General features: G+C 67.6%; 12 protein-coding genes. 9 read left to right on the forward strand and 3 right to left on the reverse strand.

The features are described 5' to 3' along the window. Positions 1-220: hypothetical protein (locus A9Z05_RS37285; RefSeq protein WP_218077821.1), on the reverse strand; the 220-nt coding region annotated here is incomplete at its 3' end. 367 nt (positions 221-587) lie between these two features. On the opposite strand from A9Z05_RS37285, the gene A9Z05_RS26060 reads away from it, so the two are divergent. Next, positions 588-2,099: an aldehyde dehydrogenase family protein gene (locus A9Z05_RS26060; protein ID WP_069620634.1), complete on the forward strand. Its 1,512-nt coding sequence runs from the start codon at positions 588-590 to the stop codon at positions 2,097-2,099. Positions 2,100-2,236: 137 nt separating this feature from the next. Here the strand turns inward: A9Z05_RS26060 and A9Z05_RS26065 are convergent, their stop codons facing one another. Further along, positions 2,237-4,699 (reverse strand): DUF3772 domain-containing protein, encoded by a 2,463-nt coding sequence (locus A9Z05_RS26065; RefSeq protein WP_069620635.1) that lies wholly within the window; start codon positions 4,697-4,699, stop codon positions 2,237-2,239. A gap of 447 nt (positions 4,700-5,146) precedes the next feature. On the opposite strand from A9Z05_RS26065, the gene A9Z05_RS26070 reads away from it, so the two are divergent. The 5 genes from A9Z05_RS26070 (at position 5,147) to A9Z05_RS26085 (ending at position 10,600) form a co-directional block, all read left to right on the forward strand. Then, positions 5,147-6,565 (forward strand): MFS transporter, encoded by a 1,419-nt coding sequence (locus A9Z05_RS26070; RefSeq protein WP_069620636.1) that lies wholly within the window; start codon positions 5,147-5,149, stop codon positions 6,563-6,565. 17 nt (positions 6,566-6,582) lie between these two features. Then, complete coding sequence (locus tag A9Z05_RS37035; RefSeq protein WP_176730249.1) at positions 6,583-6,810, forward strand: hypothetical protein; 228 nt, start codon at positions 6,583-6,585, stop codon at positions 6,808-6,810. Between the two features lie 141 nt (positions 6,811-6,951). Next, positions 6,952-8,262, forward strand: coding sequence for a hypothetical protein (locus tag A9Z05_RS26075; RefSeq protein ID WP_084044449.1), 1,311 nt, complete (start codon positions 6,952-6,954; stop codon positions 8,260-8,262). A 162-nt stretch (positions 8,263-8,424) separates the two neighbouring features. Then, positions 8,425-9,537 carry a porin gene (locus A9Z05_RS26080; RefSeq protein ID WP_069620638.1) on the forward strand — a complete coding sequence of 371 codons (1,113 nt, stop codon included), beginning with the start codon at positions 8,425-8,427 and terminating at the stop codon, positions 9,535-9,537. 10 nt (positions 9,538-9,547) lie between these two features. Beyond that, the gene (locus A9Z05_RS26085; protein ID WP_069620639.1) at positions 9,548-10,600 is read left to right on the forward strand and encodes a nucleoside hydrolase; all 1,053 of its coding nucleotides are present in this window, start codon (positions 9,548-9,550) and stop codon (positions 10,598-10,600) included. A 29-nt stretch (positions 10,601-10,629) separates the two neighbouring features. Here the strand turns inward: A9Z05_RS26085 and A9Z05_RS26090 are convergent, their stop codons facing one another. Then, positions 10,630-11,538: a LysR family transcriptional regulator gene (locus tag A9Z05_RS26090; RefSeq protein ID WP_069620640.1), complete on the reverse strand. Its 909-nt coding sequence runs from the start codon at positions 11,536-11,538 to the stop codon at positions 10,630-10,632. 94 nt (positions 11,539-11,632) lie between these two features. On the opposite strand from A9Z05_RS26090, the gene A9Z05_RS26095 reads away from it, so the two are divergent. The 3 genes from A9Z05_RS26095 (at position 11,633) to A9Z05_RS26105 (ending at position 14,799) form a co-directional block, all read left to right on the forward strand. Further along, on the forward strand, positions 11,633-12,982 hold the full coding sequence (locus A9Z05_RS26095) for an NCS2 family permease (protein ID WP_069620641.1): 1,350 nt from the start codon (positions 11,633-11,635) through the stop codon (positions 12,980-12,982). 44 nt (positions 12,983-13,026) lie between these two features. After that, positions 13,027-14,127: an adenosine deaminase gene (add, locus tag A9Z05_RS26100; RefSeq protein WP_069620642.1), complete on the forward strand. Its 1,101-nt coding sequence runs from the start codon at positions 13,027-13,029 to the stop codon at positions 14,125-14,127. 225 nt (positions 14,128-14,352) lie between these two features. Further along, on the forward strand, positions 14,353-14,799 hold the full coding sequence (locus A9Z05_RS26105) for a hypothetical protein (protein WP_256122095.1): 447 nt from the start codon (positions 14,353-14,355) through the stop codon (positions 14,797-14,799). The last annotated feature ends 2 nt before the right edge of the window (positions 14,800-14,801 follow it).

Here is a 14,801-nt window from a genome sequence, read left to right on the forward strand (position 1 = left end):
CGACGCGCTGCCGGCCGCGGGCCGGGCAGCGGTGATGCGGTGCGACGCGGGCCCGCTGAGCCGGGCCGTGGTGCGTGTCGCCTTCGTCGGTCGTCCGGCGGCGGTCGTGGCGGCCGGCGGCGCGCCGGGTGCGTTGCACCTCGACGTCGCACCGATTGTGTGGGGTCGAATGCGCGGGCGGCAAACGATATTTCCGCACAGGGTGATGCGGGATCGTCATCAACTTGTGTCGGATCGGGACGTGTCCGCGTACCCGTCCGTGGGCTCTGGAAGCGTCCGATATCGGCGCGGGAACCGGCCCGTCCGCGCGGCGGACTTCTTGCGTTTTGGGAATGAAGTCGTGAGTTAATATCAATAGCGGCCGGACTTGTGGCCATCGACAATGTGTTTCATGGATCGTGCCTCGCGAGGCTGGGGCGCGCCGTCCGGCCGGACCTGCCGGCGGCGGCGCAGCGCGATGCGCCGGATGGCGCACCGGGCCCGCCGCGCGGCGCATCCGCTTGCACGAGGCGCTCGAACGCGCTCCAATCGAATCACGCGGGCGGCGCTGCCGCCGCACCGATCAATCTGTCCCTGAAGAGGAAGTGATGCAATTCAACGACATTCTTGCCGCGCTCGACATCGATCTCGCCCAGTGGAAAGGCAATGCGCTGACCGCGCGTTCGCCGCTCGACGGCGCGACGCTCGCGACGCTGGCCGTCGACTCGCCCGCCGACGCCGAGCGCAAGATCGACGCCGCGCACGACGCATTCCTCAAGTGGCGCACGGTGCCGGCGCCGGTGCGCGGCGAACTCGTGCGCGTGTTCGGCAACGTGCTGCGCGAGCACAAGGCCGAGCTCGGCCGCCTCGTCACGCTCGAGGCTGGCAAGATCACGTCGGAAGGGCTCGGCGAAGTGCAGGAAATGATCGACATCTGCGATTTCGCGGTCGGCCTGTCGCGCCAGCTTTATGGCCTCACGATCGCATCGGAGCGCCCGGGCCACCGGATGATGGAAACGTGGCACCCGATCGGCGTGTGCGGCGTGATTTCGGCGTTCAACTTCCCGGTCGCGGTGTGGGCGTGGAATGCGGCGCTCGCGTTCGTGTGCGGCGATTCGGTCGTGTGGAAGCCGTCCGAGAAGACGCCGCTCACCGCGATCGCATGCCACGTGCTGCTCCAGAAGGCGCTCCGCGAGTTCGACAAGACGCATCCGGGCGTCGCGCCGGCGGAGCTGAGCCAGCTGGTGCTCGGCATGCGCGATGTCGGCGAGGTGCTGACGGCGTCGAAGAAGGTGCCGGTCGTCAGCGCGACGGGCAGCGTGCGGATGGGCCAGGAAGTCGCGAAGGTGTTGAGCCAGCGCCTGGCACGCGGCATTCTCGAACTCGGCGGCAACAACGGGATGATCGTCGCGCCGAGCGCGGATCTCGACCTCGTCGTGCGCGCGGTCACGTTCGCGGCGGTCGGCACGGCCGGCCAGCGCTGCACCACGCTGCGCCGCCTGATCGTCCATCGCAGCCTCGTCGAGCAACTGCTGCCGCGCATCGAGAAGGCTTACGCGTCGGTGAAGGTCGGCAACCCGCTCGAGGAAGGCACGCTGGTCGGCCCGCTGGTCGATCGTGCGTCGTTCGACGCGATGCAGAAGGCGCTGGCCGATGCACGCGAGCAGGGCGGCGAAGTGAAGGGCGGCGAGCGCGTCGACGTCGGTCACGCGGATGCGTACTACGTGCGTCCGGCCATCGTCCGGATGCCGAAGCAATCGGCGGTGGTCGAGCGCGAGACGTTCGCGCCGATCCTGTACGTGATGGTCTACGACGACTTCGAAGACGCGATCGACGTGCACAACGCGGTGCCGCAGGGCCTGTCGTCGGCGATCTTCACGAACGACATGCGCGAGGCCGAGCAGTTCATGTCGGCGGCCGGCAGCGATTGCGGGATCGTCAACGTGAACATCGGCACGAGCGGCGCGGAAATCGGCGGCGCGTTCGGCGGCGAGAAGGAAACGGGCGGCGGGCGTGAGTCGGGTTCGGATGCGTGGAAGGCGTATATGCGCCGTGCGACGAATACGATCAACTACAGCCGGCAGTTGCCGCTGGCGCAGGGGGTGAAGTTCGACGTGTGATGCAGGCGCCCGGCCAGGGCGCTTCGACAGTCGAATGAAAGGGCCGGTTGCCGCGGAAGCGGTAACCGGCCCTTGTCGTTTATTGCGATGCGTGCGGCGCGCCGATCGATCGTGAGCGTCGCCGCGCAATGGCTCGCTTACGATTCGGGCCGCGTGGAACCATCGTTCGTCGGCATGTTCTGCACGACCAGCATCTGCGGGCTCGACAGCGTGATCCCCGCCGCGCGCAACTGCTTGAGAATCTCGAACAGCAGGTCGCTCTTCGTCGAACTCGCGATCCGCGGGCTCGACACGTAACCCGTCACGCTCAGCGTGATCCCGTCCGGCGCGAGCTGGCTGAACGTCACCGACGGCGCCGGTTTGTCGAGAATCGCCGGGTGCTCGCGATACGCGTCGAGCAGCAGGTCGCGCACCTGCTCGGGATCGGTGTTCAGCGGGAACGTCAGCACCAGCGTCGCGACGCCCTGCGTGCTGTTGCCCATCGTCACGTTGCGCACGTTCTGCGAGATCAGCTGCGAATTCGGCACGATCACGGTCGAGCGGTCGCTGAGCTGGATCTCGGTCGCGCGCACGTTGATGCGACGGATGTCGCCTTCGACGCCCGCGATGCTGACCATGTCGCCCACCTTCACCGGGCGCTCGGTCAACAGGATCAGCCCCGACACGAAGTTCTTCACGATTTCCTGCAGGCCGAAACCGATACCCACCGACAACGCGCTGACGATCCACGCGAGATTGCTCCACCGGACGCCGAGCAGCCCGAGCGTCATCAGCACGAGCAGCACGTAGCCGACGTTGGTGAACAACGTGATCAGCGACACGCGCATGCCCGTATCCATGCCGAGCGCGGGCATGAACTCGCCGTCGAGCCAGCGGCGCAGCGAGCGCAGCAGGTAGAAGCCGATCGCGAAGCCGATCACGGCGTTCATGATCCGGTCGGGCATGATGTTCAGGCTCTGCAGCCGCTGGCTGCCGATCATCGCGACCGCGCTGTCGAGCAGGTCGCCCGGCGTCGTGCCGAAGCCGCCCGTCAACAGCGCGATCGCCGCGATCAGCATCAGCAGGCTCGTGCCGAAGCCGGACAGCACCGTACGCGCCTGGTCGAGGTGGCGATCTTCGAGCGCGAACAGGTGCTTGATCTGCTGGCCCGTCGACAGGCTCGACGAGAACAGGCTTTCGCTCGCGTCGCGCGTCAGCTGGATCAGGATGTAGGTCGCGCACAGCACGATCTCGAACCACACGAGCTCGTACGTGATGAAGCGCGCGACCGTGATGTAACCGATCAGGAGTGCGATCAACGACGCGACGATCGCGAGCGTGACGCCGGCATGGATCAGGCCCGCGAGCGTCGAGCGTTGCTCGGGCGCCTCGCCTGCCGCCGCGAGGGCGCTGCGCGCGCGGTTCGCGCGCAACAGCGACGCGCCGACCGTCAGTGCGACGACGAGCGATACGATGCCGCGCCCGAACAGCGTGACCGACAGGCTGGTGTCGACGATCCGGTTGATCGATTCGAGCGTGCCCGACACCAGCAGCAGCCCGGCCAGGACGGCGGGGAACGGCTTCATCGCGAGCGCGACGGGATCGGCCAGCGCGGGCAGGCGCCACGACGGATGCTTCGTGCAGAGCAGTGCGCGGCCGAGCCCCGCGATCAATGCGCAGGTCGCGGCGAGCTTCGCGAACTGGTCCCACAGATCGGTCAGCGACGGCGTGAGTTCGTAGTGGCGCGCGACGGCGAGGTAAAGGATCTGAATCGCGACGGCCGTCGCCAGGAAGGTCGACAACGCGGTCGACAGCGCCAGCGCACTGCGGCGCAAGCGGGTGGGCGGCAGGCGGTTCAGCGCGATCCAGGCGAGCCCGCGCTCGATGAGCCGGCGACCGCCGAGCCATGCGGCGAACGCGGCGATCAGCAGCAGCGTGGTGAGCACCCGTTGTCCGGGCACCCACGACGAGCGCAGCATGTCGAACAGTTCGCCGTTGAAATCGTCGAGCCGCTGACGGTCGTCCGGCGACAGGTGGAACAGCGGCAGCCAGAACTGCGCGCTGAAGATGCTGCCCGAACGGAACGCAAGCTGGTTCTTGAGCAGGCTGCGGTGCAGCTTCGCGAATTGCTCGGTCAGGTTCGTGAGACTCGTCTTCTGGTCGGCGGCCTGCTTCAGCGCCGCATCGATCTGCGTCTTGCGTGCGTCCAGCGCGGCCCGCTGCTTTGCGACGGCCGGCGTTTCCGGCGCGGCGCCCTCGGCCGGCGGCGGGCCGAGCACGTCGAGTTGCGCCTGAACCTGCGTGCGTTGCAGCGTGAGATCGCTCTGCAATTTCGCGACATCGGTGCTCAGCTCTTGCGCCGAGTCGTCGAGCCCGTCCAGCTCCTTGCTGTTGGACGCGGTCGAGGTCTGCTGCTTGATGCGGTCCAGCTCGGCCTGCATCTGCTTGAGCTGCGCGATGGCGTCGGGCAGCGAGATGGCGGGCACGGTCGCGCCGACGCCGCTCGCGACGGGCGCGGAAGCGGCCGCCGGAAACGCCGACGCGGTCGCGATCGCCGCGAACTGCAGCAGCGCGATCAGCGCGAGCCGGCGGGCATACGTGGATAGTCGTTGTATGGACATGGAATGCTTACGATTTGCCGACAATACCGGTTGCCGAAAGGCAGCCGGAAGCCGGTAGTTGGCCCGGTAGCATGTTACCGGGGCGCGGAACGCGTGGTTGTACCGATTGCGTATCCTCGGTCGCGGCGATTCGGACGGTGCGCGCCTGTGCGAAACAGCGCGGCAGTCCCGTTGTTGCCGGCCTGCGCGGCCGGCGCGCGGGGGCGGAAGGCCCGGGAACGGCCCGCCGGCGCGCTTTCCGAACCCGACAGACGGTTACGCAATTTACACAATGTCCCGGCGGAAAACGGGGCGTCGAACGGTTTCGGCGCCCGGCGCCGCCGTCCTGCCGGCTTGCCCGTGCGCCGGACGGGCGTGCCGGTACAATGCAGCGATTCGCCCGGCGGCGGTTCGGCGATCCGCCCGAGAACGACGCACAACACGACACGATCAGGAGACGCGCCCAAGATGGCCTCAACGGACAGCCTTTCCCAGGCACCTGCCCAATTCCCCTCCATCGACCCCGGCTCCATCTCGGCCCGTCTCGACCGCCTGCCGCCGACACGCAGCGTCTGGAAGCTCGTCGTGTTGCTGAGCCTCGGCTTCTTCTTCGAGCTCTACGACCTGCTCTACAGCGGCTACGTCGCACCGGGCCTCGTGAAAAGCGGCATCCTGTCCGCGACGACGCACGGCCTGTTCGGCACCACGGGCGTCGCGAGTTTCATCGCCGCGCTGTTCTCCGGGCTCTTCATCGGCACGATCGCGTGCGGCTTCCTCGCCGACCGCTTCGGCCGCCGCGCGATCTTCACGTGGTCGCTGCTGTGGTACACGGCCGCCAACGTCGTGATGGCGTTCCAGGACACCGCCACCGGACTGAACTTCTGGCGCTTCGTCGTCGGTCTCGGCCTCGGCGTCGAGATGGTGACGATCGGCACGTACATCTCCGAACTCGTGCCGAAGCAGATCCGCGGCCGCGCGTTCGCGTGCGAACAGGCAGTGGGGTTCGTCGCGGTGCCGGTGGTTGCGTTCCTCGCTTACCTGCTCGTGCCGCACGCGCCGTTCGGCCTCGACGGCTGGCGCTGGGTCGTGCTGATCGGCGCGCATGGCGCGCTGTTCGTGTGGTGGATACGCCGTGAACTGCCTGAAAGCCCGCGCTGGCTCGCGCAGCAGGGGCGGGTCGACGAAGCCGACCGCATCATGCGTGCGCTCGAGGCGAAGGTCGAAGCCGAATACGGGCGGCCGCTGCCGCCGCCCGCGCCGGCCGAACCCGTGCCGCCGCGCGGCAGCTTCCGCGACATGTGGGTACCGCCGTATCGCAGCCGCACGATCATGATGACGATCTTCAACGTGTTCCAGACGGTCGGCTTCTACGGCTTTGCGAACTGGGTGCCGACGCTGCTGATCAAGCAGGGGATCACGATCACGTCGAGCCTGATGTATTCGAGCGTGATCGCGCTCGCGGCGCCGATCGGCCCGCTGATCGGCCTCGTGATCGCCGACCGCTTCGAGCGCAAGTCGGTGATCATCGCGATGGCGGCGGCGATCGTCGTCTGCGGGCTGCTGTTCAGCCAGACGACGGTGGGCGCGTTCCTGATCGTGCTCGGCATTGGCCTCACGCTCGCGAGCAACATCATGTCGTACAGCTTCCATGCATACCAGGCCGAGCTGTTCCCGACGTCGATTCGCGCGCGGGCCGTCGGCTTCGTCTATTCGTGGAGCCGGTTCTCGGCGATCTTCTCGTCGTTCGTGATCGCGGCCGTGCTGCGCGGTTTCGGCACGTTCGGCGTGTTCGCGTTCATCGCGGGCGCGATGGTGGTCGTGATGGCCGCGATCGGGGGGATGGGGCCGCGCACGAAGGGCATCGCACTCGAAGCCATCTCGAAGTAGTCGGCAGGTGCGCACGCATGTCGCACGATTCGTGCGGGATGCGTGCGACACGGTTGCGTCCCGGTGTGCCGCATCGTCAAAATGATTTGCGGTGCGAATCAACCCGCAAACGCGATCGAATCCGGATGAAGCACGCAAACTTTCGGACGCGCGCCGACAACGTCCAGCACGCCAACCTGCCACGCAAAGAAAACCCCGGCGGCAACGAGTTGAAACAAAGCGTGACGAAGCGCAATTACACGTAAAAGCGCGCGTCCGGGCGCTGCCGATTCGCGCATCGACGAGTAGAATGAAGGGCCTGACGACTCATTAGCCGCCATCGGAGCACCCGCGTTGCATCAGCGAACGGCTCCGCCGCGAAGAGGCGTCGGCGCCGGGCGCGCACGATGCGCCGGACGTGTCGATGGCTTGCGCGGAAGATGCGCCGCTCGCACCAGCAGCATGCGGCGGCCGGATCGGCCGATGGCTTCGAACGTATGATTCTTGTCCCTCTGACGCGGCGCTTTGCGAAGCCGCGTTGCCTCAACCGTGCAGTTGCCGCATACGTGTGGCTCGCTGTCGCGATGTCGATTTCCGTTCTCGCCGAGCAGCCTGCCTTTGCCGCGTCCGACGCTGCATCGTCTGCTGCGTCATCTTCGTCCGCTGCGTCGCCTGCTTCGGCAGCGTCCCGCACGCAGCCGTCTGCGCATGCGGTGTCGGGTGCATCGGCCGCAGCGCCGGCATCCGCCGCGTCACACGCGAATCACATGAATCACGCGGAACCCGCGAATGCGGCATCGGGGGCGTCGGCCGCTTCCTCGGCTTCCGCCGCGTCGGCCGCCGCGCCTGCATCGGCCGCATCCGGCGCGCCCGCCAGCGAGGCCGAGCCGCCTCCGCCCACCCCGCCGCGTCGGCATCCGCCGCTGTCGGCCGAGGAGGCGCAAAACGCGACGACCCGTGCGCTCGACATGCGCAAGCGCTTCACGCAGGAAGTCACGCGACGCCTGAACGTACCCGCGAACGAACAGCGCGCGTACGGCGACCGCCTTCAGAAAGCGCTCGCCGATGCGGATCTCGGCGATCTCGCCGGCGAATACGTCGCGATGGTCGATCGCGCGCCGAACGTGCAGGCGCTGTTCATCTATTTCCGGGCGACGCCGGCCAATGCGTGGCTGATGATCGGCGCGTCGCCGGTCGGCACCGGGCTGCCGGGCCAGTACGACCATTTCCTGACGCCGCTCGGCGTGTTTCATCACTCGCCCGACACGATGGATTTCCGCGCGGAAGGCACGACGAACGAGAACGGCATTCGCGGCTACGGCCGCCGCGACATGCGCATCTACGACTTCGGCTGGGTGGATGGCGAGCGCGGCTGGGGCAAGGGCGGCGTGTCGCCGATGCGCTTCCAGATGCATGCGACCGACCCCGACCGGCTCGAAGCGCTGCTCGGCATCCGGCATTCGAAGGGCTGCGTGCGGATTCCCGCGTCGCTGAACACGTTCCTCGACCAGCACGGGGTGCTCGACGACGACTATCAGGCACGCGTCGAGGCCGGCAAGTCGCTGTGGGTGCTGCGTCGCGATCGCGACGTCACGCCGATCGCGGGCCGCTACCTGGTCGTGATCGACAGCGCCCGCAAGACCCGCCCCGCCTGGTCGCCGATGCCGGGGCGCGGCGCGTGGTCGAAGCTGCCGAAGGGCGGCGACACGGCGGACTGAGCGTCGGTTCGCCGAGAGCGGAATGCGCGCAGATGAGAATAAATCCGATTTATTGACATATAAGGAAAGCAAACTTTTATTATCCGATCCGGGTTCGTATAGTCGAGTCCAGTTTCGCGGAACCCCTGCCGCGCCTGGACCACCACCGACCACACGACCCGCATGAAAACTCTCTACAAGCTCGCCCCGCTCGCGATGCTCGGCGCTTTCGCGACCCATGCCGGTGCGCAAAGCAGCATCACGCTGTACGGTCTCATCTCGGCCGGCGTCGGGTTCGCGACGAACCAGGGCGGCAAGAACGCGTGGCAGGCGTTGTCCGGCACGAACCAGAACCCGCGCTGGGGGTTGAAGGGCAAGGAGGATCTCGGGCAGGGGCTGTCCGCGGTCTTCCAGCTCGAGAACGGCTTCAACGTGATGACGGGCACGGCCGCACAGAACGGCCGCGAGTTCGGGCGCATGGCGTACGTCGGGCTCGCCGATCGTACCTACGGTTCGCTGACGTTCGGTCGCCAGTACGATGCGATCCACGACTACATCGGGCCCGTGATCATCGCGAGCAATGGCGTGAACATCGGCGACAACGACAACGGCTACAACGACATCCGCGTGCAGAACTCGGTGAAGTACGTGAGCCCCGTCTACTCCGGGCTGAAGTTCACCGCGCTGTACGGCTTCAGCAATGCGACCGGTTTCGCGAACAACAGCGCGTACAGCTTCGGGCTCGGTTATGAGCGCGGCCCGCTGCGCTGGAGCGTGGTCTATGCGCAGTACAACCATCCGTACAGCGCGACGAACCAGGATGGCGCGATCGCGAACGACTATGCGTCGCCGCTGCTGATCTTCAGCAAGAGCGCGATGTCGCCGGCCGCATACGCAAGCCGGCAGCGGATCGCGGGCACGGGCGGCTTCTACACGATCGGCCGCGCGCAGTTCGCGGCGATGTTCACCGACGTGCGCTACGATTACCTCGACAATTCGCACCTGCACCTGCAGAACCTGGGCGTGAACGTCGTCTACACGATGACGCCGCAACTCTTTCTCGGCGCCGCGTATGCGTTCACGAACGGCAAGTACGACGTGATCGACAAGCGTCCGAAATGGCATCAGGTGAACCTGCAGGCCGATTACTTCCTGTCCAAACGCACCGACGTCGCGCTGACGGTGATCGTACAGCAGGCGGCTGGCGACGCGGACCATGCGCAGATCTTCGCGTATGCGCGTTCGACCGGCACGCGCCAGATGATGGCGACGCTCGGCGTCCGGCACGTGTTCTGAGCGCCCGACCATGACTCATTCGATCGCCTCCCGCCGCACCTTCCTGAAACTGTCCGCCGCGCTGGCCGGCACCGCGCTGCTGCCCGAAACGGGCGCATTCGCGGCCGGCGCCGACGCCGCGCGCCGAACGGTGATCATCGACACCGACCCGGGGCAGGACGACGCCATCGCGATCCTGTTCGCGCTCGGCGCGCAGGACCGCCTCGACGTGCGCGCGCTGACGGCCGTGGCCGGCAACGTGCCGCTCGACCTGACCGAACGCAATGCGCGGATCATCCGCGACTGGGCCGGCCGCACGAACGCGCTGCCGGTGTACGCGGGCTGCCCGCGTCCGCTCGTGCGCGATCTGGTGACGGCCGCGAACGTGCACGGCAAGACCGGGCTCGAAGGCGTCGAACTGCACACGCCGCGCGCGCCGCTCGCCGCCGGCCACGCGGTGTCGTACCTCGTCGATACGCTGAGCCGCGCGGCGCCGAACAGCGTGACGTTGTGCGCGCTCGGCCCGCTGACGAACCTCGCCACCGCGCTGGTCGAAGCGCCGCAGATTCGCGGTGCGCTGCGCGACATCGTGCTGATGGGCGGCGCGTTCTTCGAGCGCGGCAACATCACGCCGGCCGCCGAGTTCAACATCTACGTCGATCCGCAGGCGGCCGACGTGGTGTTCGGCAGCGGCGTGCCGATCGTCGTGCTGCCGCGCGACGTCGCGGTGAAGGCGCCGATCACGCCGGCGCGCGTCGCGCCGTTCCGTGCGCTCGGCAACCGCTGCGGCGCGATCGTCGCCGACATCATGGAGGCCGAGCTTGCATACAACAAGAAGCGGCGCGGCGTTGAAGACGCGCCGATGTACGACCCGACGGCCGTCGGCTATCTCGTCGATCCGACGCTGTTCGGCGGCCGCAAGGTGAATGTCGTGGTCGAGACGACCGGGCAGTGGACGCTCGGCGAGACGATCGTCGACTGGAACGGGCGCAGCGGCCGTACGGCGAATGCAACGTGGATCAACGAGGTCGACGCGGACCGCTTCTACGCGACGCTCGTCGCACGCATCGCGAATCTGCCCTGAGTGCGGGCGGCCAAGCGCGGCGAACGGAATCAGATGTGCTTCTCGATCCACTCGCGGCACGCCCGCACGTGCGGGCCGCGATCGTCGGCGGCGAGCGAGATCAGCGAGATCGCACGCGTGACGCGCGGCTTGTCGACGCGCAGCGCGACGAGTTCGGGATCGTGCAGATGCATCGTGTAGAGGCTCGGGAGCACGGCGGTCGCGAGGCCGTTGCGCGCGAGCGCGTAGAGCGGCTCCGTGTATTCCATCCGGTACGTGACGTTCAGGCGCAGCTTCCCGGCGCCGCCGGTGCGATGCAGCGATTCGCTGACGCTGCCGCGCACGAACACCGCGAGGTCGCGATCGACGAGCTTCGCCCACGTGACGCTCTTCGCGCGGGCGAGCGGATCGTCGTGCCGCACGACGATCACGATCTCGTCCTCGAACAGTTGCCGGTAGCGCAGCGTGCCGTCGTCGCCGTCGGGCTCGCGCACGCCGATGCCGAGATCCGCGACGCCGTCGCGCACCGCTTCGACGAGCGCGCTGTTCGGCAAATCGGTGAGCGTGAAGCGCAGCGTCGGATGCGTGCCGCGCAGCGCGTTGAGCGCGGGTAGCAGGCGGCCCGCGACCGACGGGATGAACGCGATGCGCACGGTCTGGATGCGTTCGCCGATGAGCCGCGTCATGTCGTCGAAGGTGCCGCGCGCCTGGTTGAGCAGACGCTCGGCGAGCGGCAGCACGGCTTCGCCCGCGGTGGTCAGCGTGAGCCGGTGTGCGGTGCGTGCGAACAGGCGGCCGCCGAGCAGGAACTCGATCTGGCGGATCGACGCGGTGAGCGCGGGCTGCGTGAGCGACAGCGCTTGCGCGGCTTGCGTGAAGCTGCGTGCGTGTGCGAGGACGACGAAGTGCTGGACCTGCCGCAGCGTGAGCGCGGGGAGTAGCGACGAGCGGTCGGACATCGGGCAATGACGGTCGGGATGCGGTACGCGGCAGTATAAGACCGCGCTGCACGCCCCGACACAGGACAATATTCGGAATCACAGGAGAACCACCATGTCAGCGACTGACACGATGCCGGCGCGCGCGCCGGCCAACTGGCTCGAGCGGCGCTTCGCGCTCGCCGCGCGCGGCACGAGCGTGCGCACCGAGACGATCGCGGGCGTCACGTCGTTTCTCGCGGCCGCGTACCTGCTCGTCGTGATCCCGTCGCTGCTCGCGACGGGCGGCATGGACCGCGGCGCGGCCACGACCGCGACGATCGTCGTGTTCGTGCTGTTCACCACGCTGATGGGGCTCTACGCGAATCTGCCGTTCCTCGTCGGCCCCGGTATCGGCGGCTCGGTGATCATCGGCGTGACGCTCGCGACGACCGAGCACGTCGGCTGGCAGACGGGCCTCGGCATCGCGTGCGTGTCGGGCGTGCTGTTCTTCCTGCTGACGATACTCGGCGCGCGCGGCGTCGTGGTGCGGCTGATTCCGGTGCAGATCAAGTTCGGGCTCGGCGCGTCGATCGGACTGTTCGTCACGATGCTCGGGCTGCGCAATGCGGGGATGGTCGTCGCGAACGCGAAGACCAACGCGTTCGCGCTCGGCGACTTTTCGCGGCCGGGCGCGCTCGTCGCGCTGATCGGCCTCGCGGTCGCGATCGTGCTGCAGGCGCGCAAGGTGCCCGGCGCGATCCTGATCGCGATTTTCGTCGCCGCCGCGGCCGGCGTGCCGCTCGGCGTCACGCACCTGCCCGCGTCGTTCATGTCGCTGCCGCACGGCATCGCGCCGATCGCGTTCAAGCTCGACATCGGCAGCGCGTTGAGCCTGGCCGCCGCACCGTACCTGTTCGCATTCTTCGCGGCGGAGTTCTTCTCGACGCTCGGCACCGCGCTCGCGGTCGGCGCGAAGGCGAACCTGCTCGACGAACAGGGCAACCTGCCGAACATCAACCGGCCGTTTCTCGTCGACTCGCTCGCCGCGACGCTCGGGCCCGTGTTCGGCATTCCCGCGCTGACCGCGCTGATCGAATCGGCGGCCGGCGTCGAGTCGGGCGGCCGCAGCGGGCTGTCGTCGGTGGCGGCGGCCGTGCTGTTCGCCGCGATGCTGCTGTTCGTGCCGGTCGCGCTCGCGATCCCGAAGGAAGCGACGGCGCCGGCGCTGATCCTGATCGGGCTGTCGATGTTCGCGACGATCCGCCATACGCATTTCGACGACTTCACCGATGCGCTGCCCGTGATGTCGATGGTGCTGCTCACGCTGATGTCGAACAGCTTCGGCACCGGCATTGCCGGCGGGCTGTTGTGCTACGTGCTGGTCAAGCTGCTGGCCGGCCGCTGGCGCGACGTGTCGTGGGGGCTCGTCGTGCTCGCGATTCCGCTCGGCTATTACTTCTGGACCGTCGTGAAGCCGCACTGAGAGACGGCTTCGCGACGCAATGGCACTACCGAAAAGAGACTGACATGAAGGGAACACCAGGCAACGTCCCGGCCGCGCGCACGGGTATCGACATCACGCCGGCCCATCGGGCCTTCTTCCGCGCGCTGCCGAAAATCGAACTGCATTGCCACCTGCTCGGCGCGGTGCGGCATGACACGTTCGTCGCACTGGCCGAACGCAGCGGCGCGCCGATCGAGCGTGCGGAGATCGACGCGTTCTACGCACGCGGCGAGAAACCGGTCGGCGTGCTGCACGTGCTGCGCGCGCTCGACAAGTATTTGCTCACACGCCCCGACGATTTGCGGCGCATCGCGTATGAGTATCTGGAAGACGCAGCCGCCCACAACGTGCGGCACGCGGAATTCTTCTGGAATCCGACGGGAACGGTACGCGTGTCGGGCATCGCGTATGCGGATGCGCAGGCCGCGATCGTGACCGGGATCCGCGATGCCGCGCGCGACTTCGGGATCGGCGCGCGCCTGATTCCGAGCATCGACCGTGAGCAGGATCCTGATGAAGCCGTGGCGATCGTCGAGTGGATGACGGCCAATCGCGCGGACGAAGTCGCAGGGATCGGCATCGACTATCGCGAGAACGACCGGCCGCCGGAACTGTTCTGGAAGGCATATCGCAACGCGCGCGCAGCCGGCTTTCGCACGACCGCGCATGCCGGCGAGTTCGGGATGCCGTGGCGCAACGTCGAGACGGCCGTCGACCTGCTGCAGGTCGATCGTGTCGATCACGGCTATACGATCGTCGACAACCCCGAGCTGTGTGCACGCTATGCGGAGCGCGGCATCGTGTTTACCGTCGTGCCGACGAATTCGTACTACCTGCGCACGCTGCCGCCGGAGCAATGGGCCGAGCTGCATCCGATGCGCAAGATGCCGGGGCTCGGGTTGAAGATCCATCCGAACACCGACGATCCGGCGCTGCACAAGGTCAATCCGAGCGAGGCGTGGGAACTGATGCTCAGCCATTTCGGCTTCACCGTGGCCGAGTTGAAGCAATTCATGCTGAACGGGATCGACGGCGCATGGGTCGACGATGCGACGAAGGCGGTGTGGCGTGCGACGTGGGCGCCGGAGTTCGATGCGCTGGCCGATACGCTCGCGGCGGGCTGAGCGCGTCCGGTCGGCACTTCGTCCAGACGGCCTCGGGCCGTGCACGGCGGGAACAGGATGCCGCGCAGGCGTCCTGTCGTCTGTCCGCACCACGCTGTGCGTGTCGGGTTGGCATACCTCGATCGCATTCGCTATATTGGCGTCCGGCAGCGCTCGAGCGTGTCGCTGCCGCCGCGCGCGCCCGCGCCGGCATTCCGACAATAATTCGAATCCGAGAGGCTCCACGTGCGTATCCCTGTCTTCTGTCTGATGTTGTTCGTCTCGCTGTCCGCGCGAGCCGGCGGCGCCTGCGATGGGCTGCTCGGCGATTACGCGCCGGCCGCCGGCAAGCCCGCGACCATGCGGGTCGAGAAGGTGGGGGGCGACATCGTGCTGCGCGGCCGCGAAGCTGGCCAGTGGAGCGCCGAAACCGCACCGACGCACGTGGCGGAACTCGATATGGACGGACCGGAGAAGCCGCCTGCGGACGCATGCGTGCTCGAGGTGCCGGGCGGCCAGCTGATCAGGATGCGGATCGGGACCCCGTATCAGGTCACGTCGATCACGGGCAGCAACTTCACGACGAAGCATTCAACCACCGGCGTTCTGCTGCTGATGACACAAGGCTTCCAGGTCGACGGCATCGAGCTGTATCGGGTCGCGCGCAGCGGCGATTCGCCGACGGCGCCGTGAAG

Origin of the sequence: Burkholderia sp. A2, from assembly GCF_001729305.1 — a bacterium.
GTDB classification, from domain to species: Bacteria; Pseudomonadota; Gammaproteobacteria; order Burkholderiales; family Burkholderiaceae; genus Burkholderia; species Burkholderia sola.

What these genes read in the sequence shown, in the direction of transcription:
- A9Z05_RS26080 (WP_069620638.1), top strand. Translation starts at nt 8,425, where the DNA reads ATGAAAACTCTCTACAAGCTCGCCCCGCTCGCGATGCTCGGCGCTTTC.
- add (WP_069620642.1), top strand. Translation starts at nt 13,027, where the DNA reads ATGAAGGGAACACCAGGCAACGTCCCGGCCGCGCGCACGGGTATCGAC.
- A9Z05_RS26070 (WP_069620636.1), top strand. Translation starts at nt 5,147, where the DNA reads ATGGCCTCAACGGACAGCCTTTCCCAGGCACCTGCCCAATTCCCCTCC.
- A9Z05_RS26095 (WP_069620641.1), top strand. Translation starts at nt 11,633, where the DNA reads ATGTCAGCGACTGACACGATGCCGGCGCGCGCGCCGGCCAACTGGCTC.
- A9Z05_RS26090 (WP_069620640.1), bottom strand. Translation starts at nt 11,538, where the DNA reads ATGTCCGACCGCTCGTCGCTACTCCCCGCGCTCACGCTGCGGCAGGTC.
- A9Z05_RS26065 (WP_069620635.1), bottom strand. Translation starts at nt 4,699, where the DNA reads ATGTCCATACAACGACTATCCACGTATGCCCGCCGGCTCGCGCTGATC.
- A9Z05_RS37035 (WP_176730249.1), top strand. Translation starts at nt 6,583, where the DNA reads ATGTCGCACGATTCGTGCGGGATGCGTGCGACACGGTTGCGTCCCGGT.
- A9Z05_RS26060 (WP_069620634.1), top strand. Translation starts at nt 588, where the DNA reads ATGCAATTCAACGACATTCTTGCCGCGCTCGACATCGATCTCGCCCAG.
- A9Z05_RS26085 (WP_069620639.1), top strand. Translation starts at nt 9,548, where the DNA reads ATGACTCATTCGATCGCCTCCCGCCGCACCTTCCTGAAACTGTCCGCC.
- A9Z05_RS26075 (WP_084044449.1), top strand. Translation starts at nt 6,952, where the DNA reads ATGCGCCGGACGTGTCGATGGCTTGCGCGGAAGATGCGCCGCTCGCAC.